General features: G+C 33.5%; 25 protein-coding genes. 3 read left to right on the top strand and 22 right to left on the bottom strand.

The window, feature by feature from the left end:
• Positions 1–149: 149 nt before the first annotated feature.
• From HGAG_RS02985 to HGAG_RS03055, 15 genes are all read right to left on the bottom strand, one after another.
• The gene (locus HGAG_RS02985; RefSeq protein WP_019117863.1) at positions 150–551 is read right to left on the bottom strand and encodes a DUF1492 domain-containing protein; all 402 of its coding nucleotides are present in this window, start codon (positions 549–551) and stop codon (positions 150–152) included.
• Positions 552–598: 47 nt separating this feature from the next.
• Positions 599–1942, bottom strand: coding sequence for a DEAD/DEAH box helicase (locus HGAG_RS02990; RefSeq protein ID WP_019117864.1), 1344 nt, complete (start codon positions 1940–1942; stop codon positions 599–601).
• Positions 1943–2224, bottom strand: coding sequence for a VRR-NUC domain-containing protein (locus HGAG_RS02995; protein ID WP_019117865.1), 282 nt, complete (start codon positions 2222–2224; stop codon positions 1943–1945).
• Entirely contained in the window at positions 2182–2439 is a 258-nt protein-coding gene (locus HGAG_RS03000; RefSeq protein WP_019117866.1) for a sterile alpha motif-like domain-containing protein, read from the bottom strand. The genes HGAG_RS02995 and HGAG_RS03000 overlap by 43 nt, the downstream gene beginning before the upstream one ends.
• Positions 2440–2703: 264 nt before the next feature.
• On the bottom strand, positions 2704–4905 hold the full coding sequence (locus tag HGAG_RS03005; RefSeq protein ID WP_019117867.1) for a phage/plasmid primase, P4 family: 2202 nt from the start codon (positions 4903–4905) through the stop codon (positions 2704–2706).
• Positions 4906–5292: a DUF7768 domain-containing protein gene (locus HGAG_RS03010; protein WP_019117868.1), complete on the bottom strand. Its 387-nt coding sequence runs from the start codon at positions 5290–5292 to the stop codon at positions 4906–4908.
• Entirely contained in the window at positions 5285–5485 is a 201-nt protein-coding gene (locus HGAG_RS03015) for a hypothetical protein (protein WP_019117869.1), read from the bottom strand. Before HGAG_RS03015 ends, HGAG_RS03010 begins: the two co-directional genes overlap by 8 nt.
• Positions 5486–5498: 13 nt before the next feature.
• Positions 5499–8357, bottom strand: a complete 2859-nt coding sequence (locus HGAG_RS11925; RefSeq protein WP_019117870.1) for a DNA polymerase — start codon at positions 8355–8357, stop codon at positions 5499–5501.
• A complete protein-coding gene (locus tag HGAG_RS03025) occupies positions 8354–8551 on the bottom strand; it encodes a hypothetical protein (protein WP_019117871.1) in 198 nt (65 codons plus the stop codon). The genes HGAG_RS11925 and HGAG_RS03025 overlap by 4 nt, the downstream gene beginning before the upstream one ends.
• A gap of 11 nt (positions 8552–8562) precedes the next feature.
• Positions 8563–9114, bottom strand: coding sequence for a DUF2815 family protein (locus tag HGAG_RS03030; protein WP_019117872.1), 552 nt, complete (start codon positions 9112–9114; stop codon positions 8563–8565).
• Between the two features lies 1 nt (position 9115).
• A complete protein-coding gene (locus HGAG_RS03035) occupies positions 9116–10228 on the bottom strand; it encodes a DUF2800 domain-containing protein (protein WP_019117873.1) in 1113 nt (370 codons plus the stop codon).
• Positions 10228–10503, bottom strand: coding sequence for a hypothetical protein (locus tag HGAG_RS03040; RefSeq protein ID WP_019117874.1), 276 nt, complete (start codon positions 10501–10503; stop codon positions 10228–10230). The genes HGAG_RS03035 and HGAG_RS03040 overlap by 1 nt, the downstream gene beginning before the upstream one ends.
• Positions 10466–10717, bottom strand: a complete 252-nt coding sequence (locus HGAG_RS03045; protein ID WP_019117875.1) for a hypothetical protein — start codon at positions 10715–10717, stop codon at positions 10466–10468. Before HGAG_RS03045 ends, HGAG_RS03040 begins: the two co-directional genes overlap by 38 nt.
• Before the next feature lie 85 nt (positions 10718–10802).
• Positions 10803–11390 (bottom strand): RNA polymerase sigma factor, encoded by a 588-nt coding sequence (locus tag HGAG_RS03050; protein ID WP_019117876.1) that lies wholly within the window; start codon positions 11388–11390, stop codon positions 10803–10805.
• A 261-nt stretch (positions 11391–11651) separates the two neighbouring features.
• The gene (locus tag HGAG_RS03055; RefSeq protein WP_019117877.1) at positions 11652–11876 is read right to left on the bottom strand and encodes a hypothetical protein; all 225 of its coding nucleotides are present in this window, start codon (positions 11874–11876) and stop codon (positions 11652–11654) included.
• Positions 11877–12058: 182 nt separating this feature from the next.
• Here HGAG_RS03055 and HGAG_RS11105 point away from each other — a divergent pair, with 182 nt between their 5' ends.
• Together HGAG_RS11105 and HGAG_RS03065 are read left to right on the top strand one after the other, a co-directional pair.
• Positions 12059–12403, top strand: a complete 345-nt coding sequence (locus HGAG_RS11105) for a helix-turn-helix domain-containing protein (protein WP_019117878.1) — start codon at positions 12059–12061, stop codon at positions 12401–12403.
• 2 nt (positions 12404–12405) lie between these two features.
• Positions 12406–13701 (top strand): ImmA/IrrE family metallo-endopeptidase, encoded by a 1296-nt coding sequence (locus HGAG_RS03065; RefSeq protein ID WP_019117879.1) that lies wholly within the window; start codon positions 12406–12408, stop codon positions 13699–13701.
• A gap of 219 nt (positions 13702–13920) precedes the next feature.
• Here HGAG_RS03065 and HGAG_RS03070 read toward each other — a convergent pair whose 3' ends face one another.
• The 7 genes from HGAG_RS03070 to HGAG_RS03105 form a co-directional block, all read right to left on the bottom strand.
• On the bottom strand, positions 13921–15720 hold the full coding sequence (locus tag HGAG_RS03070; protein WP_019117880.1) for a recombinase family protein: 1800 nt from the start codon (positions 15718–15720) through the stop codon (positions 13921–13923).
• Positions 15721–16380: 660 nt separating this feature from the next.
• Positions 16381–16797, bottom strand: coding sequence for a sigma factor-like helix-turn-helix DNA-binding protein (locus HGAG_RS03080; RefSeq protein ID WP_001051307.1), 417 nt, complete (start codon positions 16795–16797; stop codon positions 16381–16383).
• A gap of 260 nt (positions 16798–17057) precedes the next feature.
• Positions 17058–17291: a hypothetical protein gene (locus HGAG_RS03085; RefSeq protein WP_000908215.1), complete on the bottom strand. Its 234-nt coding sequence runs from the start codon at positions 17289–17291 to the stop codon at positions 17058–17060.
• 12 nt (positions 17292–17303) lie between these two features.
• Positions 17304–19325, bottom strand: coding sequence for a ferrous iron transport protein B (gene feoB / locus HGAG_RS03090; protein ID WP_019117881.1), 2022 nt, complete (start codon positions 19323–19325; stop codon positions 17304–17306).
• A 3-nt stretch (positions 19326–19328) separates the two neighbouring features.
• On the bottom strand, positions 19329–19553 hold the full coding sequence (locus HGAG_RS03095) for a FeoA family protein (protein WP_002416391.1): 225 nt from the start codon (positions 19551–19553) through the stop codon (positions 19329–19331).
• Positions 19540–21294, bottom strand: a complete 1755-nt coding sequence (locus HGAG_RS03100) for an ABC transporter ATP-binding protein (RefSeq protein WP_019117882.1) — start codon at positions 21292–21294, stop codon at positions 19540–19542. The genes HGAG_RS03095 and HGAG_RS03100 overlap by 14 nt, the downstream gene beginning before the upstream one ends.
• Positions 21281–23047, bottom strand: coding sequence for an ABC transporter ATP-binding protein (locus HGAG_RS03105; protein WP_019117883.1), 1767 nt, complete (start codon positions 23045–23047; stop codon positions 21281–21283). The genes HGAG_RS03100 and HGAG_RS03105 overlap by 14 nt, the downstream gene beginning before the upstream one ends.
• 216 nt (positions 23048–23263) lie before the next feature.
• Between HGAG_RS03105 and HGAG_RS03110 the strand changes: the two genes are divergently transcribed.
• Entirely contained in the window at positions 23264–24235 is a 972-nt protein-coding gene (locus tag HGAG_RS03110) for a helix-turn-helix transcriptional regulator (RefSeq protein WP_019117884.1), read from the top strand.
• Positions 24236–24292 lie beyond the last annotated feature (57 nt).

Consider the following 24292-nt stretch of genomic DNA (forward strand, 5'->3'; position numbering starts at 1 on the left):
TTTGGTTCTATGAAAATAATGAATTGATATTTCTTTTAGATATAGGACACCACGATATCCTGGACAAGTTTTAAATTTAATACTATAATAAAAACACGAATTGAAAACGAAAGTTTTGCGGGTGATGCATTGATGCGTCACCCGATTTTTTATACTTCTATATTTTTTAAAGCCTTACTATGAAGTCTAAAGATATGCTGAATTGAGTAATTCATCTCAACCGCTATCTTCTCCCAAGATTCAAAACAAAGATATCTTTTTTCTAAAACGACTTGAAGTTCTTTATCTTCAATCTTTTTTATTGTTCTTACGATTTCTTTCTTTAAATCCACCAACTTATCTATGTCCCTATTAATTTCTTCTTGAAGGTCTATGATCTTAACAATAGTATCCTCAAGTTTTGATGATCCTCTATTAGGACTCTTAGGCATATCCGATAAGGTCGATGTAGCTTTTGTTGCTAGAGCGTTGAGTGATTCAACTTGCTCCAGCTTGCTATTAATTCTCTTGTCTAAATAAAAAGCTTGTTTTAAATATTCTTTTGCGTTCATTTCTTACCTCCATAAGTTTTGAGGTAAGTTCTCTATAGAACCTCTACTCATTTTAGATTTGCTTTTACTGCATCAATAAGTGCAGCTTGTGTCTTATTCTTATTTTCTAATGCTTTCATTACATCTTCATCAATGGTTTCCTTTGCTAGGATATGATGAATCACAACTGTTTCTTTCTGACCCTGCCTATATAGTCTGGCATTGGTTTGTTCATAAAGTTCTAAAGACCAAGTAAGAGAAAACCAAATTAGTGTTGAACCTCCAGCTTGTAGGTTTAATCCATGACCAGCAGATGCTGGATGGATAATGGCAACTGGAATTTTACCTTGATTCCATTCTTTAAAGTCCTTACTTGTCTTAAGTTCTATTACATCAAACTTATCTTTTATTCTTTTCAAATCTGACTTATACCAATAAGCAATAAGAACAGGCTTACCATTTGCCCCTTCTATTAAATCTTCCAAGGCATCAAGCTTTCTATCATGGATATGAATCATATTTTTATCTTCATCATAAACAGAGCCTGACGCCATTTGCAGTAACTTATTAGAAAGGGCTGCAGCATTGACTGCATCTATATCTTTATCCTTAATACTAACTACCAAGTCTTTTTTTAGTGTCTCGTAGATATCTTTTTCTTTATCTGATAGATTTACAAAGACTTCATTGTTTATCTTCTTTGGCATTTTTAGGTAATCTTCAGCTTTCATAGAAACTGTTATATCTGATATCTTTTCATAGATTGCATCTTCAGCAAAAGGCAGTGGTTTGTAAGAATAAATGATTGGTCCATTTCTCTTATCTGGTTTGAAGTAGACTTCCCTGTACTGACCGATAAATCTACCAAGTCTCTCTCCCATATCAAGCAGTCTAAACTCAGCCCATAAGTCCATTAGACCATTGGATGATGGAGTTCCAGTAAGTCCAACTATTCTTTTTACCTTTGGTCTAACTTTCATCAATGCTTTAAACCTCTTTGACCTATGAGATTTAAAAGATGATAATTCATCAATTACGATCATGTCGTAGTTAAATGGTAGTACGCTCTTATTTATTAGCCAGTCTACATTTTCCCTATTGATTATATAAATATCTGCCTGCTTATTTAATGCTTTTATTCTTTCTTTTTCACTACCTATGACCACTGAATATTTTAAGATATCAAGATGGGACCATTTTTCTATTTCTTCCTTCCATGTATCTCTAGCAACTCTTAGTGGCGCTATTATTAAGACTTTAGAAATTTCAAAAGAATCAAAGAGTAAGTCTTTTATAGCTGTTAAGCTTATAACCGTCTTGCCGAGACCCATGTCCAGTAGAAGTGCTGATTCTTTATTTTCTTTTATAAACTCAGTAGCATAGTTTTGATATTTATGTGGAGTGTATTCCAATTAGTCACCTCCGATTCTCTTTATTATTTCATCGATTTTTTCTTTTGAATCAAGAACATAAACCTTAAAACCTAAATCTTTAAATTGCCTTATTCTCTTTTTCTGGATTGGTCTCGGTTCTCCTCCAGGTCTTTTTGTTTCAACAAATCCGATTTTACCTTTAGGTAGAAGTATTATCCTGTCTGGTATTCCCGTCATTGAAGGAGATGTAAACTTAAGACATAGACCCTTATTCTCTTTTACTCTTTTAACAAGGGCAGATTCAATCTCTTTCTCTCGCAATTTTCATACTCCCTCCATGCGTTCTCAAAAGTTATCATACAATCATAACAAGCACCCTGGCTTTCTAAATAATTTTTAATCAGTTTTTTCCAGCCCTTAAATTTCCCTATTTTATTTTTAGGAAAGTCTCTATCTTCCTTCATATCTCTTGCTAAATCTCCTCTTGGAGACTTTTCATTTAAGTGATTTTTCATCATGTAATTATAGAAATTCATAAATCCTCCATTTTTTTAAGTGTTGTATAGTGTAGCTTTATATAAACCTTTTACACGAGAGAATAAAAATAATATATAAAAGAAAGTAGGCTATAACTATTCACACCATACAAAATGCGTATATTAAGCCATTTCATTATTAAGTCAAGTGTAAATAGTCATGTCTTTTTGTAGTTTAGTGTATACATTTTTCATTAATTAAGAAAAACTTTTTTTCTATACAATCATCTTTATTTAGCCTATAAATGCTACACTAAGATGCATTTATAAAAAGTCGTCTTCCGACTCCATTAAATCATTGATGGTTATACCGCCCCATTCAATTCCCCTATTTGTCCTTTTCTTTTCATAACCTTCTGCTATAAGGGCTCGTGAAAAATCTCTATTGTTCCTAATGTATTCTCCATTTGAACCAGCCCACTCACGATAAACTTGATATAACCTTGCACTCATCTCTTTATAATTTGTTCCTTTTATGCATTTATCTGAAATAAAATGGTTTATCCAGTCATTTTCTTCTTTATATGATCTTTTTGCATCATCTACTACATTACACTTTGGATATTTAAAGCCTGCATCTATATATTCTTTTGCTCCTTCAATCATCCACTGTAGAATTGCTCCTCCTGCTTTTTCTAGAAGCTTATCTATATAGTCTGTCTTAGGGTTTTTGATGGCGACAGAAAATGGAGCCACCACAATTCTTCTCCAGGTTCCTCTATCATTAGAGCCTACCTTTGGTAGATGGTTTGTATAGAGAATAGTAGAATGCGTTGGCGTAAATGAAAAGGGTGCATAGTATTTTCTTTCTGCTGAAATATCATCAACACTTGCTATCTGCTTTAGCATAGAACTTGACAGTCTTTGACCCTCTTCTGTTTCAGAGGCTAGAATAAATCTCTTACCACATAACTCCGCAAGATCAACCTTCACATTCTTTGCTCTTGTTGTTAAAGACTCAGCTGGGATTTTACCTGCATAGTCTCCAAGAACATGAGCCTCTGAATTAAAGACTGTAGATTTCCCATTTCCTCCATCTCCGTAAGCTATAAGGAGTGCTTCTTCATAAACATGACCTATTAATGTAGACCCTGCATGGAACTTTAAGAAATTTATAAACTCATTATCTCCACCAGTTACATCCCTTAAAGTATCTATCCACATATCCATATTATCCTTACTTGGAGCTAGGGCAGTAATCTTCGTGCAATAGTAAGACGGGTCATGCTCTTTTATTTCACTTGTTTTTAAATCAATAACTCCAACAGGTGTATTTAAAATAAAAGCATCTGCATCAAGTTTTTCATTTTTAACTTCTAACAAAGATTTAGCTAGTTTTAATATTCCAGATACTTTTCCGTGGTCGTTCATCTTTTTAGCAAAATTAAGGTAGGCTTTTGCGGTATTTACTTTTAACTTTGCTTGTGCTTTTTCTTCCTTATTTCCCATCATTTCAGCATCTGCTAGTTCTTGATATGTCTCTTTAAATTCAATACTTGCATTTTCTAAAACTTTTTTGGCAGTCTCCATATAAAGACTCATTACTTTTAGCTCAGAATCTTCCCACTTCTTGCCCGTCCAATAAAGCCAGCCTTGAGATATCGTGTAGATAGCTTTATCTTTGTTGTGCTTAGTAAAGATTTCAGCCATTGCTATATCTGTAAGTTTCTCTGGCTTATATTCCTCATATCTTTCATTGTATTCTTCAGGTGGCACATAATTTTCGCTTGCTGCTACCTTTTTATAGAATTTACAAGCAGACCTCCAGATTTGTTCTAGTTCATCATCTTCTAATGGTGGAGAACAAAGTGATGCTTTTTTATCGAATAATTCTCTTGCCTCATCTGTATTTCCATATCGAATTAAAACCCTACCTGCAAAATGGTTCATAGTTGAATTTCTAGAGCCTTGCTGAATCAAGTCTTGAGAATTATCAAAATTTTCAAAGTTATCTTTTAAAATATCAGTTATATATTTCCTTCCCCTAACTATTTCAACAGCAGGGTTCTTTACTCCAAAGAAAAACCTCGCTCCATCTAAGGCATTTCCATCAAAGAAAGTATAGGTCTCTGACAATTTTTCTTTTATTCCTACATATTCAGCTAAATTTGTAATCTTAGGAATTGGAAAATATATGTGCATTCTTGGTCTTGCAGCTTTTCCATTCTTTTCTTTTCTATGGTTTCTGCTGTAAACTATGGCAAATTTAACTCCATCAAATATTCTCTTTAAATCATTGACTGAAATCCAATCATCTGGATTTTCTGAATGATCGTTGTCTATATCCATTGGTATACATTCTGACTCTATAAAATTATCATTGGACCTGTAGGAGTTTTTATACTTAGCCATTACATGATCAAAACTTGCTGCCTTCTCAAAAGACCTTACATCTACTGCATTAATCTCATTTGGATAAACACAGTTTGACTCAACTCCTATTAAATTTGAGGTGTATATTTTCAATTAGGATACCTCCTTTATATATCGAATCTTCATTTTTCTCTTCTCAGCAACTCTTATTTCTTCAGCCATTCCAGGACTTATCTTGTCACCAAAGACCCATACTTCTTCACATTTTCCAAGAAGGACATAATTAAAATGCATGGCAAGTCCTCTCTCACTTTTATCACTCATAAACTGGGGAAATAAAAGATGTGGTGCTATGGGAATATTTTCTTTATCCAAAGCATAGCGAGAGTACTTCTGTGCCTTGATTACATTATTTTCAATATCTCCAGAAAATGAACTGCAGATATATACCAAGGGATAGTATCTCTTCTCTGTATTTTTAATTGCTTGATAAGGAGTGGGATCCTTGCACCCACTCCCGTTGTATAGTTCCTTATTCATAAATATCCCTCATTGTTTCACTACAAGTATTACAGCAAACTTGGGTAGAAACTAAATCTCCCTCTTCCAATACTTCAACTAAATCTACTCGAACTTCTTTTCCACACTTTGGACAGGTGCAAAAAACATTCTCATCATTTATTTCAATGCTTATTTCCATGACATCATTTATTTTTTCTTTAACATAAAACATGAATAAACCTCCATTAATCTTTCTTATAAAATTCACTTTCAAATCCATCTGCATCTAAGATAAGTCCAGGAGCCCAAATAGGAACTAAAGACATGATTTCATTTATTTCTTCTATGCTAGATGAATCACTTTCTATTACAACTTCATCATGGATATGCATGACGATATTAAATCCTTTTTTGTCAAGCCTCATCATAGCCTCAGCGAGAATATCTCTGGCTATTGCTTGAACAATATTTTCTACAAATTTTCCTCCGTAGGATTCTATCTTGTCCCACTTATTTCCTACTACGATTCCTTCATAGACAATTGATTCTCCACCAAATCGATTAATCCCGATTTTTGCCTTTGGATAAGCAAGTCTTCTTTTTGAGGGTAGTTGTATAAAAAGAATGCCTTTTTCATAGCTAATAACTAAATTCTTGTATTTTTCTTTTGTTCTAGTCTTTACGACTCTTTTTACAACTGAATCAATATCCCACCAAAGACTCACTATATTTGGATTAGCCTCTCGCCAGGAATCAACTATTGATTGAAGTTCATCTTCAGATAAACCCATCTCAATACCACCCATTGCTTTAAGAGCACCTAAGGCTCCTTGGTAGCCACAGTTGTGAACTAATTTCCCTGATACGGTAAAACGGTTATTCTTTCCGGCATTTCGTATATCATAAAGTCTAGTCTTGCTTCTATACCTTTCCAATTTTTTCTTTTCTCGAATACAGCTAATTCTGCATCCTCTATAATTTCGTCTCGGCTTAATCCTTTTGAAAGTTTCCTTATAACAACACTTCGTGCATAAGGCCAGTATTTTTGATGAAATTCTGTTAATACAGTATTTCTCTTGTTCGAAGCATTCTCTATACGAGTCGCAAATCTTAAGTTGCCTCTTTCGTAATGCCCATTGTTGTCTATTCTGTCTATTTCTAGTTCTCTTTTTGGCAATCCAAATCTTTCTATTAAATAAAGACCTGCCTCTAGAATTGATGGAAACTTGAATTTTATTCCTCTTTTTCCATAGTTTTTGAACTCTGGATCTTTTGGGTTGGTACACCTTTGCTTTGCTGCTGTTAGCCTTCTGTCCAACCATCGTGGAATTTGTCTTGGCTGGGAGCAAGCTTGACATCCTTTTGACCTTCCTGTTGTTAAATTTCCCCTGTCTTGCCATTGAATGCTTCCACAGCCTTGACATCTTGTGAGGACATAACAAGAATTCCAGTTTTTCGCCCATCTTTTTTCTGGGCTTATAATCTTCACCCACCCATATTGCTCTCCTACCATCTCCTGATTGTAGGAGATGTGCTCCGCTGGTGGCAGCTTCTCCAAATTGTATTGGCTTTTCTTGCCCCTCGATCCATACGATATGGTCTTTTGTTGCTCTAAGCCCATCATATTCAATCACTTCTCCTATCCCCTTATATATAACTCCATCATGTGAAACCCAGTTTTCTCCATCCCATAATTTATGAGCTTTTGTAAGGTTTTCTATAGGAACTAACCCCTTATCTGTAAGAACCAACTCGCCTTCAGCAATACAAGCTAACGTCGCTATCTTTCCTTTTTGTCTAAGATGACCATTTACTCCATGCTTTTCAACTGGCACTCCAAACATCCTCGATGCTGTTCTGCAATAGATATCTTCTCCATTTTCAAATGCATCTAGTACCCATTGTTCTCCTGCAAGCCATGCAAGGACACGGGCCTCTATTGCTGAAAAGTCAGAAATAATAAACCTGGTGCCTTCTTTTGGTATAAAGGCTGTCCTTATTAATTGGGATAAGACATCAGATGGTGAATCATATAGAATCTCCATAGTTTCGTAATCTCTATTTTTTACAAGGCTCCTAGCTAGTTCTAAGTCTTTTAGATTGTTTCTTCTTAAGTTTTGAACTTGAATAAGCCTTCCTGAATACCTTCCAGTTCTATTTGCTCCATAAAATTGGATCAGACCCCTTGCTCTATTGTCTTTTCCTTTTACATTTTTCATAGCGTCATATTTTCTAACTGAAGACTTAGATAATTCCTGTCTAAGTTCCAAGACTTCTTTAATATCACCTTCAGCGTTTTTAAGAGCAGACTCTACATCTTTTTTAGCTAAAGAATCTATCTCTAAGCCTTTCTCATTCAGCCATTCTTTAAGCTGCATAGGAGAATTTGGATTTTCAAGACCTGTTAATTCTATGGCTCTATCCATATTTTCTTCTCGTAAGATTTCATCAAATTTAATAGCTGAATCAACTAAAACTTCATCAATTAAAATTCCTCTATCGTTGATATTCTGGTCTATCCAGTAGTTTTCCCATTCTGATCGAGGCATGGGAAATGCTGATAGTTTTTTCTTTATAGCTATTTCTGTTTCCACGTCTCTTTGGTTGTATTCCTTAAAGGTAGACCACTTTTCTAAATCATGATGGGGTAGATTTCTTGTCCTCATACCATTAGTCTTAGTAGGTTTGCAAGGAATAGAAAAATATCTAATAAGGCCCTTGCCTTCATTCATTTTTTGCTTATCAAGTTTTAAAACCTCTCCAACTTTTTCAAGCGATAGAGGTAGACCAAGATAGGCTGACCAAATCATGGTGCAATACCAACCTTGAGGTTTTAGTCTCTTACCTAAAAACCTTGATAAACATGCCCTTTCAAAGTTTGCATTAAAAGCCCACTTTTCTATACTTTCATCACTAAGTGCTGATAATATTTCTTTAGGAATAATCTCTCCGCTTGCCAAATCTATGACCTTAACATCTTCATCATTAATAGAATAGGCAAAGAGGAGGATTTCAAAATCCTCACTCTCGGCATATTTGTATACACCACTTTTGCCTAAATCAACTGAAGAATAGGTCTCAAGATCTATTGATATTTTCTTCATTTATATTTAATTTCGTCCAATGATTGGATGCATTTATCAATAGTTCTTTGCGTTTCATCCAATCGTTTCTCTATATCTCTATAAATTTCCCTGATTCTCTTTTGTGTTTCATTAATTTGAGCCTGAACATAGCCTAACTTATACCAGTAGTAAGACCATAATCCCATCAAAATAGCTAAAATTGTTTCTTTCATATAAAGTCCTCCTATGCTAAGAAATCTTCGTCATCATCGTCCATAGCATCAAAGTCATCTGCTGCGTTAGACCTATTTCCTAGAGGTTGACCATCTCTTAGCTTTTGAATATTCCCTAGCCCAACCGCTACGCCCTTATTTCCATTTACATTGTAGGCATAGAAGTTAAGGGATACTCTTGCATAAACTCCTGAGTAGACTTCACTTCTATCTAAGATTGGTTCTACGTTTCTATCCACAATTTGAGGTGCTGTCATAGAGTTGGCATTTAAGAAATATGCATCTGCATAAGCCTCATCATCTTTTTCTGTGTCACCATCTCTTAATGGAAGTTTGATAGACTTCTTATTTGGTTTCTTTCCATTAAATTTAGAAAGCCCTTCATCAATAGCAGCATCCACTGCTTTTTCAATTTTTTCGATTGTCTTTTGATCACTCTTTGGGATGATAATGGATACTGAGTATCTTTCCTTACCACCATTGATTGACTTTGGTTCCCAAACATTCGCATAGCTTAATCTAACTTCACCTGTAATTACTTTTGTTTTATTGATATTTGACATATTATTTACCTCCGAATTCTTCTTTAACATTGTCAATTTTTACTTCTTCTCGTTTGTCTCTAACGCTTACTAAGGTTAACTTTCCTTTTGGTTTTTCTAATAAGTCGGTGATATTTTCATCAAAGACTTTCTTTCCTAATAACTTGGTCATTGCTGTGATGCCAAGTAACTTTTCTTCAAAGGGATTGAATCCCAGTTCTTTTACTTTCTTAACTACTTCATCTTCATTTCTGTATCTTCGATTAGATCTACCTTCAACCAGTTTTAAATCTCTCCATCTATGGCCCTTCATTGCTCTTTCTAAAGCATAGGTCTTGATATCTTTGACCCATTGTTCCAGTTCGTCTAATCTTGGTAAAATATCTTCAATTTCATCATCAGATAGTTCTGGTGGCAGAGTAAACTCTTCTTGTGCTAGTTTTAGGTTCTTCTCCGCTCTTTTTCTACACTTATTCTTAGCTTTGCAGAAAATACACCATTCTCCACAAGAGAATTCCCCCTCGCCTTTATATGCTTTCTCAGCAATCTCTCGTACGGTTTCTCCCCACTTATAAAGCTCTATCTTCTTAATTTCATAAGTTGATATATTACATCTTCTTGGTTGATAGATATGAAGAAGTACTTTCTCGATATCATAAATTCCATCGAAGAGAGTCAGAGCACCAAGTCCGTATAACATGAGTTGTGTGTTTTCTTCAGCATCTACTAAAACTCCCTGACCATACTTTAAGTCAATTACATGAAGGTCTTTTACTCCAACAACTACACAGTCAGCTGTACCAAATGACTCCTTAACATATTCTGATAGGTCAAGCCTTTCCTCTACAAAGACGGCTGGGCTTTCGTACCTACTTATTACTTCTGTCACATATGAAGCATATCCCTCAGTTAGCTCATCCATTTCTTCATCATAAAAATCTAAATCCTCTGTTGGGTCTTTAATATCTAAACCTAATAACTTCTTTAGTTTATATTCTGCTAAGGCATGAGCTGAGGTGCCTTCAAGTGCATAAGGACTAACTTTATCTTCATATTTTTGAGATAGCTTAACGCTTGGTGGACAGTGAATCCATCTATTAGAAGATGATGCTGATAAAATAGCATGAGCGCCCATTACAACTTCTCCACATCTGCTACCAAGTCCTTATAGTTACTTGGATCAATCTCAGATAACTTTTTAGCTCCATACTTTTCTAAGAGTTCTCTTATCTTAGCTGTATGGCCTAATCTTGATTTGTCGGCTAGTATCTTTCTAACATCTTCAATCTCATAGGTCTTTTCTTCTTGTTTTGCCTTCTCTTCTTTAGGCAGTTCCTCATCACTTTCTAGTGCTGTTAGAAGGACACCTATACTAGATGCAAGATTCTCTGCATCTTCTTTGATTTCCATCAGTAGCTTTATTCTTGACACCTTTTTCTCCTTTCTCAATTTCTCTAACATCCACTGAATCAACTGTCATACCAGGGTCTAATAGATAAATTTGTCTGTAGTCTCCAAACAAAAATTTTATTAATCTGTTTGGAATTTTTCCGACTGCACCTTTAAGGACATTTGTCTTTTGTCCCTTCTCATTTGTTACATTGATGATTATTTTGTGCCTCATGTTTGCCTCCTTTCTGAAAGGGTCATCTCCCTTACAAATCACAGGCAAAGAAAAAGGACGAGTTTTTAACCTCGTCCTAAAATATTTAAAAATTATTTTTGATTGTTTCTTTTGCCTTATCCAAATGTTTCTTAACCGCAGCTGAAGATATGTTCATTAAATCTGCAATTTCTGACTGCTTGTATCCATCCACAAACATCAACTTGATTACTAATCGCTGTTTATCCGTTAATAAAGAAAGTATATTTTCCATATGCTCCGACCATTCAAATTCTTCATTCATGTCTTTGGATTTAATAGTTGCTATTAATCTTTTATCTGGATCAATATCCCCATCGTTATCGAAATCAAGAGATAAGTTATAGTTCCTTGGGAATCTTTCCTCTACTTCTCCTTTTAACAAATCCTCATTAGGTTCGTATCCATGACTCTTTTTAAAGTCGCTTATAAATTCTTGTTTCCACGCATCTATTTCAGCTTTCTCTTCTTTAGTTCGTTCAGGTCTTAGATTCTTGTTGTTATAGTAAACTTCACTGTCGTCTAAAGCATGTAGTTTTTTGATGTCCACTTCTGTTATCCCATCTTTTCCTGGTTTTAGTTCCACTTTTGTTTCATCTGCAAACCTATAAACATACGTGGTTCTTTCGTCCGATCTAGTCTTTCTAATTTTCAAAATATTCCTCGCTTTCTTGTCCGATAGCAAGGAGCGAGAAATACAAATTTTACCTACAGTTTATGGAGCATAGTTGTCTTTCACCTAAAAAAGGCTATAAGAAACTAGAGGTACTCCATATACTTCTTTCAAAATTGATTGAAATTAGTTTATATGTGTATCTCACGCCCTTATAGCTAATCAGGCTTGATATAATTTGTTATAAAAAAAGCCTAATTCATCCGTTAAGATAAATTAGGCCGTCTTGCAACTCTTAAAAATTTATGCTGATTTTTTGTAACTCTTTATGTCGTACTCTGTTTTATCTATTCTTTTAACTAAGGTGATACATCCACCTCTAGCTAGTTCAATACTTTGTCCGACTTCAAGTCTAACTTTAATTTCTTGTTTTTTATAGATATTTTGTAATATCCCAGTTTCTGCTTCAATTTTACAAATAAGTTTATTATTTGCATCTTTTACTTCTTGAATTTCTTTAATAGGCATCTTCCTTTCTTTATATTTTAGCTTGTGATAAAATAACTTCTTTCTTGTTGTTGATTTAATGGAACGCTTAACTTAAAAAAATATAGAAGTTATCTCGTTCCATCTATTCAACATAAATTATACCACAAGTGTTGATTGCGCGCAACACTTGTGGTATAATTTTATTACAAGGAGGAAGTTTTATGAAAGATACTTTGGGAAAGGTTATATCCAATAGACGTGAAGAACTAGGAATATCTCAGCGTGAATTGGCAAAAAAAGTAAAAATTAGTAATTCTACAGTTTCAAGAATTGAAAACGACGATAAAATAACTCCAGATAATAACACTCTTAAGGCTATATCTGAAGTTCTACAAGTCGACTATAACTATCTGCTTGCCTTAAATAAGCAAATAGATGATGAACCAGAAATTCGTATTATTCAAAGAGCAGCAAGAAACATGGATCAAGGAAAAAAAGAAGAGATGTTAAAGGTATTAAAGAAGCATTTTGAAGAAGAATTCGGCGATGCAAATGGAGATATGTAATAGTGAGGTATGCTCCAGATTATAAGATTTCTCTAGAGAAATCATATGAATTATTGGAAGATGCCGAAATCTCTGAAATTCCTATTGATTTAAATAAAATTATTGATTGCTTTAGCAATGAAATCAGTGTAAAAACTTACTCTGAATATATGAATTATGCTAACTGTTCTTTACAAGATGTGATTGATTTTTTCGATAGTGATTTAGGCGCTTGTAGTTATAGACCCGATACAAATAAGTATATTATTTATTATAATGACGTGGATAAAACTGAGAACTGGATTAGATTTACCATCGCTCATGAACTAGGACATATTTTTATTGGTCATCACCAAATGTATGGTGTTGATGTTCTATCCAGAAAGGGTGTTGGTAAACATAAATACGAAGAACTTGAAAAAGAAGCAAATAATTTTGCTAGGAATCTATTATCACCTGCACCTCTTGCTGAACAAGTTGTTATGTTTGAAAAAAAGAAAAATCCTAGCACGCTATCTGATTTATTTAGCATAACTGTCCCAGCTGCTGAGGTTAGATTACAATACATTTCAAGAGACTTAAGAGATTTTTCTAATTCTATGCTTTCTTTCTTTAAAAACACATTTAATCCTCTCAGTATATATTGCCCTGAGTGTGGTGTTGAACACGAAAAAGGAACAGACTATTGTGCTAATTGTGGTTCTAAATCTTTAGCTTTTGGATTTAAATATAAGCGTTTATCTGATAGTAACAATTCTATTAAGTATAGTACTTGTATTATATGTGGTCATAACAACTTTAATCGTCATGCAAAATTTTGTCCTATATGTGGGGTTCCTATATATAACTCTTGTTCTGATAACAAGGATCACGAAGTTAGACTAACTGATTATTACTGCTCAACATGCGGAAGTCCCACTACAATGAAAGATTATATTAAAGAGAATACAGAAAAAAGAGGTGAACGAGATATGCTTTATGAAGATGGTGTAGAATTTGATGAATCAACAATGAAAGTAAAAATTTGTCCTAAATGTGGAAACGAAGAATTTAGTGATAATGCATTATTTTGCAAAATATGTGGAACGAACTTATATAATGATTGTGAAGGAATTCATACTCAGAATTTTAATGGTTTTGATGATATTGGTGAAATACATCATAACCCAAGTAATGCCAGATACTGCGAAACTTGTGGGGCTAAAACAAGATTTTTTATAGATGGAATCTTATGCGACCACAGTGAATACAATAAAGATTTTACTGATGATTCTAATTCAGGATTTGATTTTTCAAGTGATGATCAGATTCCTTTCTAACTAAAAGAACTAGCCTATTTATTTTTGGCTAGCTCTTTTTTTAATATATTTTATATGTCTATTCTGTCCACTCTCCCTATAAATATCTATTCTGTCTACACACCCCTACGATTTTTACTATTGATATGTTCCCACAAGGTGTTTTTCTAATTGAAAAATAGCTTTTAAGATTTCTTCTAAAATCCTAAAAGCCATTAGTTTCAACACTTTTATAGCTTGTTATTCTATTTTCTTGACATCAATACTACAGTCTCCACATGTGTTGTCAATAGGATAGGAATACAAATTATTAACCTCGTCGCTTGAATGAGGATACAATTTGTTGTCAGTTTCCTCATTAACTTCCTTGGCATTTTTTCTTCTGCTCTTGAATAATCTTCCGTCCTGAGAATCTTTTTTTCCAGTCTTATATATGATAGTAATCATTGCAGGATCAATTTCACCTTCATCGTTAGTTCCCCCAATGATGATTTTATCTACTATACTTTCAAATACTGCCCTATCAAATTCCTCAAGATATTTATTGGACTCAAGTAATTTTTTAAACCCCTCGAGCCTTTTCTTCAACGCTTTTTCATCAGTGAGTGTTACTTCTAAAGTCCTTTTTTCTGCAAGTAATTTCTCTTTACTAATAGCTATTTCATTATACTTATCCTGATATATATCCATGCTGATTGATTCATTCAGCCTTAACTCAACAAGATCCTTTTCTTTCTTTAGTATCTTATCAAGTTGATTTGTTATCTTCTTCAGGTCTTTAGCTAAACTGTTGTCTTTCAATTCTTCTTCCACAGTTTTAAGGAATTCATTAGTAATTTCAACATTATTGTGGCATACCTGACGATAACTTTCCATGAATGCTTTTTCTATGGCTTCTTCTTCAATCCCTTTACTATGCGGACAATACTTCTTTCCGTTTTTAGTAGCATTGACACACTGCCATATAACTTTTGTATACTCTGAACTCGAATGCCAATTTCTTCTTGAAAGATTATGACCACAAAATCCACATTCAAGCATACTGCTAAAAGCATATTTTCTTGAATACTTTTCTCTCTTACCGCCATTATTAGCAACGGTATTTCTGTTTTTTGACCTTCTTAATCTAATACCTTGAGCTTTTTCAAAATCTTCTTCCGAAATGATTGGCTCGTGATGGTTCTCTATATAAAACTTATCCTGTTCTCCGAAATTATCCAATCTTCTCTTTGAAATAGGATCAACCGTATAGGTCTTTCCCATCATAAGATCCCCTTTATATTTCTCATTTTTTATGATTCCTAAAACTGTTGTTTCCGTCCATCTTTTATTTCCTCTTGGCGATAAATATCCTTGTTCTTCAAGTTCTCTGGAGATTACCATACCGCCAACACCTTCAATATATCTTCTGAAAATATATCTTACAATCTCAGCTTCTTTTTCATTGATAGAAATGCTTTTAGTTTCCGGATCATAGTCATAGCCTAAACACCCTTGAAAGCCTACCATTTCTCCTCTTTCCATCTTCATTCTCAAACCTTTTTTGACATTGGCTGAAATGTTCTCTACTTCCTGTTGCGCAACTGAACTTAAAATTGTTAAAAGCAACTCTCCGTCCATTGTTAAGGTGTTTATGTTTTCCTCTTCAAAAAAGACCGCAACATTAAACTCTTTCAACTTTCTTACATACTTTAAGGTGTCTAATGTATTTCTTGCAAATCTTGATATAGACTTTGTAATTATCATATCTATATCGCCGTTCATACAGTCGTTTATTAATCTTTGAAAGTCAATTCTTCGATCAACCTGTGTTCCTGTTATCGCCTCGTCAGCATATATTCCGGCAAGAGTCCACTCTTTATTTTTCTGTATAAATTCTGTGTAATGTTCTACCTGAGAATTATAGCTATTAATCTGATCTTCAGTATCCGTACTAACTCTGCAATAAGCTGCCACTCTCTTTATTGAGCGTTGAACACACCCTGATGCAGTTCTTTTCAGTGTGGTATCACCTTTAATAACTTTAACATCCTTTTTCACTGCACTGCCTCCTTTTTGTATCTTTCTATGCAGTTCTATTATACCACACTTGCAAAACATTATAAATATAATTCTGTAGAGATATTATACTTTTTCATCAGCTTTAGTTTTATCTTTTTATATTCAATATCACTGAGCAAGTGCTTAGAAAGTAACATAGACAGCATAGATAATTGGAGGCTATATCTTAATAGTTCATTATTCATTCTAAATCCTCCTCATATAATTTTATCTAAAGTTTTATGACATTAACGGGTGCTTAGGATAAGCAACATTGGAATCTCACCACCGCCCCTGTTAAGATGAGCCGGCTTTCACTAAAGAAGTATCATTATCATTACTTAGGTCATCGCTCGCAAAGTTATCCTCGTTCTTTGCTTTAAGAAAATTTATTTATCGCTCGTTTCCTTCTATCCTTGTCTTTGACAGTATTCATTTAAACCGAATTTCTTCAGCAGGAAAGTCATGGCGTAAATTCCTTACGCTCACTAAGTAATTAAAAGTCCCGTCATGGTCTATTCAGTTTTCAAGGAACAATAGCCTAACGGCTTTAAGAGAGATTCTCTTCAACTTTATTGTTTTCATCACTTCTTTAAAAAAATATAAGGACAGATCTCCCTTCAATTTATAAAGGAAAATCTGCCCCCATCTACAAGGCGTTTACTTTATAAATTCTTTCAAAAGCACCTTTAGCTTTTTAAGAATATTGTTTTTTCGCCATTGTATAGCTTGATAGCTTACTTTCTTACTTCTTGCTACACTCGATAATGTTTCATCATTAAAATACAAACGCTCTATGATGTCCCTTTCTTCATCATTCAGCCTTGACATAGCCTTTCTGACTGTTTCAATTAAGATCTGAGTTTCAATTATTTTTTCTACATCCACACTTTCATCAGCAAGGTTATCCACAAAATTCCCGTCATGATCCAATGATGAAAAAAAGAGCAAGTGGTTTTTCTTGTCCACCTGCTCTAAATACTTTTCGTGTTCTTTTTCTCGCCAGTAGACTTTATAAATATCTTCACTGACTTTTACCTTTTGCCCTCTGACATAAAGGTAATACTCTTTTGCCATAAAGTTTCCTCCATTTCTTTTTTTGTCTGCGTTTTTAGACAAAAAAAGGAGGACTTCTGCACATAGGCATAAAAAGTCCTCTAAAATGAACGAAACCCGTTCTTTCCTTAATTGTATTTAATTGTTTAGACGAGTGAGTATATGAAAAGACTGACAGATATAAAGTTTATAGAAAAAGGGCTATTTTTATTGCGACTTATTATTTGAAATAAACATATAGACTTTCCCATTTTATTCCTCCATTTATTTACCGTTTATTATCAATCTTTTACAATCCAAATATCATCTTGATTAACAACACAATTCGAGCATCCCGAACATTGACTTTGGCATTTACTTGTTGCAGACCTTTTAGTTTTTACCAAATATCCATTATTTTCGAGATATTCAATTTTCATTTTTACACTATCTAAATCCTCACCTGTCAGTTCAGCAAGTTCTTGCAAAGTGCAAGTCTTTTTCTTTTTCAATACTTCTAATAGTTGTATAAGCATACTTATCACACCTTAAAAAATCAGTAGTCCAATATGATATGCAACACAAGATATAATTAGAGCCGATAATATATAATACAGTGCTATTTTTATCGTCCATTTTTTTGAATGTGTTTCTTGTGCGGTAGCTGCAAGAGCCATCAAACAAGGCATATTGAAGAAAAAGGCAAAAGTAAATGCTAAGGCTTCCGGCTTTGAAATCATTGTCAACATATTATTGCTTAGAATAGCGGTATCTACTGTCCCTTTAACCTCAACTGCATGCCATATTCCTGAAGAAGTAAATAATGATGCCATTACTCCTAATGCCGATTCTTTTCCCATTGCAGAAGCAACAAAAGCCATAAATAATTGCCATGGTAACCCAAACAATTTTGTTACAGGCTCTATAAATGTTCCTACTTTATAAATAAGGCTGTTAGCTATATTTCCATCAGGCGTATAGGCAAGAATCCAAAATATAACAGAAATAAGGATAATGATACTCAATGCCCTTTTCAGTACATTTCCCATCCTATTCATTACAGAAGAAAGTAAATTTTTCCAATGTGGCTTGTGATATGGTGGAAGTTCCATAATCATTCCAAAATGTTCACTTCCCTCATAAAGCGATTTTCTGAAAATCCTATATGTGATTAGTAAATGTAGAAAAGCAACTGCAAATAGGCTTAATATCACAAATACTGCCTGTTTTCCGAAGAATGTTCCTGTAACAAGCCCGACTACTCCCCATGTTGACCCGCAAGGGACTACCCAAGATAATGCAATCGTCATAACCCTCTGTCCCCATGAATCAATTACTCTCGTTCCTGTGATTCCACCTATATTACAGCCGAAACTTAACAAGAACGGCATAATTGCTTTTCCTTGCAATCCTAATTTCGACATAGTGTTGTCAAAGACATAGGAAACTCTTGCCATATATCCTACATCTTCCAAGAATCCAAATACTAAGCTAATTCCCAATACATAACTTGCCATTTGCAATGCAAAAGTAATTGCAGTCATTACGGCTCCACACAAAAGTGAAATCAGCCAATTTGATACTCCAATGGCGACAAGCCCCTTTGCCAACAATGTTGATATTTTAGGTATAACAAACCCAAATAACCCCATTAGCGGAAATCCGATGAGCATAGAAGCAACTAATCCTAAAATGATAACTCCGATAGCCATAGGTTTTCCGAAAGCTTTACTTGTGGCTATACGATCAAATTTGCTTCTCTTAAATACTCTCTTTTTCTGAATAACATTTGCATTGATAAGTTTATCTATCCATTCAAATTTACAATTACCGGTTATTAAATTGCCATTTTTTATGCTTTTTAATACGTTCTCTATTTCTTCAAATTCGACTTTTTCAACATTATCTTTTACTAACGCAATTACTTTTGCATCCTGATCTAATAATTTTCCGATAATCCACGACTTTGAAAATACACCTATACCTTTATCAGGGATATGTTTTTTTAATAGCTTATAGTTATCTCCAACAATATTTTCATATGCCCTTTCTAAATTTTCGTCAGATAAAATTTTTCCTCTATCTGAATGCTCCAGAAAAGCATAAAACTCTTTGTATTCCTTTTTATCTGCCGCAACGATAGGAATGACAGGTATATTCAAGGATTTTTGTAACCCCTTTATATTTATATTTTTCCCTTGACTTGTAGCAACATCCATCATGTTCATGATTAAGACAACCGGAATATTTATTCCAATGTAGTCAGAGAGCATAAATAGACTTCGATTTAATTGTGAAGCATCTGCCATAATAGCAATTAGGTCTGCGTTCCCGGTTTCTATATATTCTCTTGTTATAACTTCTTCCTCTGAATTTGCTGATAATCCGTAAGTTCCTGGTAAATCCACAATCGTATAATTGGTATCTTTATACGAAAATTCGCCTTCTTTTTTCTCAACGGTTTTACCCGGCCAATTTCCAACATGTTGATTTGAGCCTGTCAACCCATTAAACAAAGTCGATTTTCCAGAATTAGGCTGCCCCAGCAAAGCAATCGTTATTTTCTTCATATCTCAAAGTACCTCCATCATTATTTTCTCTGCCTCTATCTTATTGACAGCTATCATCGTATCTCTACAATAAATGAGAATAGGTTGCTTTTTATAATTCTGGATAACTTCAACATCGCTTCCGACAGTTATTCCGATAGATATTATTCTGCTTTGAAAATGTGTATCACCAATAATTTCAACAACTTTACCTTTTGTCTTTTCTTTCAAAGTACTAAGCCTCTCCATAACTATTCTCCTTTATCATCCACTTTTTCGCTCTTTCCTGTGTATTTACCATTTCATAGTAATGTCCTTTTTTTCCATAAAGTTCATTATGATTTCCTTGTTCTTCAATTCTTCCGTTATTTATCAAAATAATTTGATTAGCGTTTTTAATGGTATTCAATCTGTGAGCAATAACAAAAACTGTCTTTCCTTGCATTAAATGCTCCAAAGCATTATTGATTTTAGCTTCATTATCAGGATCAAGAGAAGCTGTAGATTCATCCAACAAAAGAATTGGTGCATCCTTCAGAATCGCTCTTGCAATAGCAATCCTTTGTCGTTCACCGCCGGATAATGTACTTCCTCCATCTTTTATTTCCGTTTCATATCCATCCTTCATTTTCAAAATAAATTCATGGCAACAAGCTAATTTTGCAGCTTGATAAACTTCTTCCTTTGTTGCATTAGGTTTTCCAACCCTGATATTGTTATAAACAGTATCGGTTAACAGTACATTATCTTGAAAAACCTGACTAACATATTTAAGCAACACATCAGGTTTTATGGATTTTATATTTTTTCCACCAATTATAATTTCTCCACTATTTACATCCCAAAATCTTGCAATCAAATTAGCGATTGTAGTTTTTCCTCCACCGGAAGGACCAATTAAAGCTGTAGAAGTTCCTTCTTTTGCTTCAAAAGAAATATTGTTCAGAATCGTTTTATTTCTATCATAAGAAAAATTTACATTCTTAAATTGAATATCAAAATTTTCTAATTCAACTTCATTTTCAGAATAAGGCAATGGCTTCGTTTCATAAGCTTTCTCAAGATTACTTGCAGCTAATTTCAAATCTTTCAATAGTCCATAGGAATGTTGAAAGGCAATAAGAAGTGCAGATAATGCTAAACTCATAAGCATAAAAGCCACAAACTGTTCAGTTCTAACACTACCATCTATAAGCAAATATCCTCCTATAAGAAGAACTATCGGAAGCAAAAAGTTAACTGTGATAAAGTACATACTTGTAGGTAACGCCATTTTCTTTTCTGCGTTTACGCTTGTCTTTCTAACATTTTCAAGTGTATTTATCATTCTTTCAAAATGTTCACTTGTCATATTAGCTGACTTAAACGCTTTCATACCTTGAATGTACTCTAAAATAATAGAAATCATCTTAGAATTTAAATTTCTTTTTCTTGCCCCGTATTTTTCTATCAATTTGTTGCCCCATATCAACATAGGATATGCGATAAGCAATACTAAACACTCTAATAATGCGAGCTTCCAATCGATAAAAAATGTGCCTAATAAAATCAATATTGCTGTAACTGCCGTTTTAATAACCGATGGTAAAGTGTGCGTTATGATCAGTTCAAAACTACTCAAATCCTTTGTAAGAGTTGATAATAGATAACCACTACTATTTTTTTGGAAATGACCAAGGCTCAAACTCCTATAATGATTTGCTAAATCCAAACGCATATCTCCACACATTTCAGCTCCTCTTGAAAAGCTCAAATAGTATGCATGCCTATAAATCAGTATCCTTGCAATCATACTGATGAAACATATTACCGTATATTCTATGATTAAGGTTTTAGTTAATGTATTTTGCAATATATTAACAACGGTAAAATAGAGCATTAAATACAAAACAATGCTTCCTATCGAATCAATAACCATTAGAAAAATCGGTAAATACAATTTTTCTTTTTTATCTTTCAGAAGTGTTCTAATAATCTTAAGCATTTGCATTTACCCCCTCTCCAAAGTAATCTTTTGTGTATGTATTCCACATACTTTCATAGACCCCTTTTCTTTCTAAAAGAGTTTTATGTGTTCCAACCTCTACGACTTCCCCTTCATCAAATACAACAATTTGATCTGCATTCTTAATAGTATGCAAACGATGAGCAATCATAATGATTGTTTTATTTTTCAACAAGTTTTGAAGTGCTAACTGTATCTGGTACTCATTTTCTATATCTGAATAGGAAGTTGCTTCATCAAAAATAATAATTGGAGAATCTTTGAGTATTGCCCTTGCGATTGAGATTCTTTGTTGCTGTCCACCTGACAATTTCACCCCTTGATCCCCGATTCTTGTCTGATATCCATTCGGTAAACTCATAATAAAGTCATGAATTTGTGCTGCTTTTGCAGCCTCAATAATCTTATTTTCATCTGTATCTGTTCCCATACGAATATTCTCATAGAGAGTGTCCTCCAAAAGAAATACATCTTGAAAAACAAATGATGTAATGTCCATCAAATTATCTATTTTTAATTCATTGATCGGTATGTCGTTAATTTTAATTGCTCCACTTGTTACATCCCAGTACCTCCCAATCAATTGTGCAGCAGTTGTCTTGCCTGCACCGGAAGGTCCCACAAAAGCATTTATTGTATTCGGTTTTAAGGATAAATTTATATGTTGTAATGCTTTATTTTTTGTTTCTTCATCGTCATAACTGAAAGTAACGTCTTTAAAATCTATTTTCATACACTCATTCTTGTTTATGATTTTTGTTCCGTCTTTCAATTCATCCATATCCATTATTTTTTTTATGTTATCCAATCCGCTTCCAAGCTCCATAGATTGCATAAAGATTGTTACCATATTTAAGAACGAAACAAAAAAGCACATTGTAAGCATAATAAATAGCAAATAGGATGTTGCTGATAAAGAATTTCTCAAAAAGAAATATCCTCCGAACGGCAATGTAAATAAGATTGCTGAATCCAAAACCACTAAGGTTATTGATAAAGGATAGCAAGAGCTCATACACATCTTTTTCCAACAAGTAATATACGCATTCAATGAGCTTCTATATTGTTCAAATTTTTCTGCTGTTAAATGATACATTTTTATTACAGGCATAGCCTTTATAAATTCGTTTGCCGAAGCATTTAAATCAGCAATATCTTCGGATAGCTCCGTTGACATATCCGGATAATTTTTCATTAGCATCATAGGAATTCCTAATCCCAAAATCATAGGAATAAGCATAACAAGTGCCATCATCCAATTTAATTTCAACATGAAAATGAACATAATAACCGGAACAACTGCTGCCTGAGCTAATTCCAAAGTGCTATGAGCCAAAAAATTTTCAACTCTATCTACATCATCAAACAACAATGTTTTAATTTCTCCGGGGGCATGCTCTTGAAAGAATCCCAAATTAAATTTTGAAATATGATTTACAACTTTCAGCTTAATTCTGTGTATTGTGTTAAAAGCTGCTGTATGAGATAAAATGCCCGCAAAGGACATTAGTATTGCTTGCAAAACAGCACTTATAATTCCTATACCTGCCCACATTAAAATTTCTGTATACGAAATATTCTTCTGGAATATCATTAGTAATATCTTATAAACTACAAAATAAGGAACTAATGATAAAGCCGCAGAAATGACAGATAAAAACATTCCTAAATGTAGCTTTTTTCTCTCATCTTTTGCTAATTGGAATACATAAGATATCCCTGTCTTCTTTTTTTCCATTAGTTATTCCATCTCCTTTCCTGACCGTTAGCTATATCTAACTAACTACACTTATTATAAAGCTAATTTTTTATAACTCAAAATCTAACCATGAATTTCGGTATTCCTTTTAATCCCTTTATCTGTAAGCTTTTCATCAGTATTTCTATTTACAATTTTATAAATTTGTGATATAATTAAATAAATTTGTGATATTAAAAGAGGTGAGCAGAATTTATGGATAGAACAGTTATTGATTATTTAACAAACTTAGTACATGACGCTCCTTTTATTCCTGTTCCAACTTTATCAACTGAAAACAAACAAATCTTTCAAATAGATCCCCATTTTGGCAAAGGTACTTTTCGCATACTAAAGTTTGACAGCAGTTTAATTCTAATTTTAATCGCTAACTTTACTCCAAATAAAACACTTGAAAAAATAACTGAAGTATCTGAAAAGTATTTAGAGATTAGTCAATTTGAAACAGAAAGCAGCTCATTTAAAGTTGGTGGAAGGAAGTTAAATAATGTAGAAAAAGGTATCTATTGCTACTTAAATACAGAAAAGAAAACTTATACCTATTGTGAGGCAAATAAGCCTGTAAAGTTTACGAAAATAATCTTAACCAAAGAATACTTTGATACTTTCTTAAAATTAAAATATGATGATTTTGAATATGAAAAAGCAAAGATTCTCAATTCTTATTTGTTAAAAACTCAAAATTCTCCGCAGTTGAATTTTATATTTCAACAGATAAGAGAATCCCAAGCTGAAGGAAAGATTTTGCCTTTATATTTGGAAAGCAAAGTTATGGAACTATTATCTATCATAATTACAGAGTTAGAAGAAAAGGGAAAAAATATATCCGTTGTCTTAACTAAAAAAGATAAGCAAAATCTGAAAAGGGCTGTATCGGCTATGAAAAAAGATTTATCGGTTCATATTGACGGACTTGAACTCTCTAAAATTGCTTTAATGAGTCCTGCACGATTTCAATTAGCTTTTCGCAAATACTACGGTGTTCCTCCCTACGAGTACTTAAAAGAATTAAGGCTTAATAAGGCATTATTATTGCTGAAAAATCCTGAGTATAAAATATCTACGATAGCAGAAAAAGTTGGCTATACACACACAGGACATTTTGCTAAAATATTCAAATCAACTTATGGTATCACACCAAGTAAATATAGAAGTACAATTACTTAAACTAATATTAGAATTCAATATGTGCTTAACGCTTGCTACCATAATCAGTCTTTTGTA

The organism is Anaerococcus obesiensis ph10 (genome assembly GCF_000311745.1).
Classification (GTDB): domain Bacteria; phylum Bacillota; class Clostridia; order Tissierellales; family Peptoniphilaceae; genus Anaerococcus; species Anaerococcus vaginalis.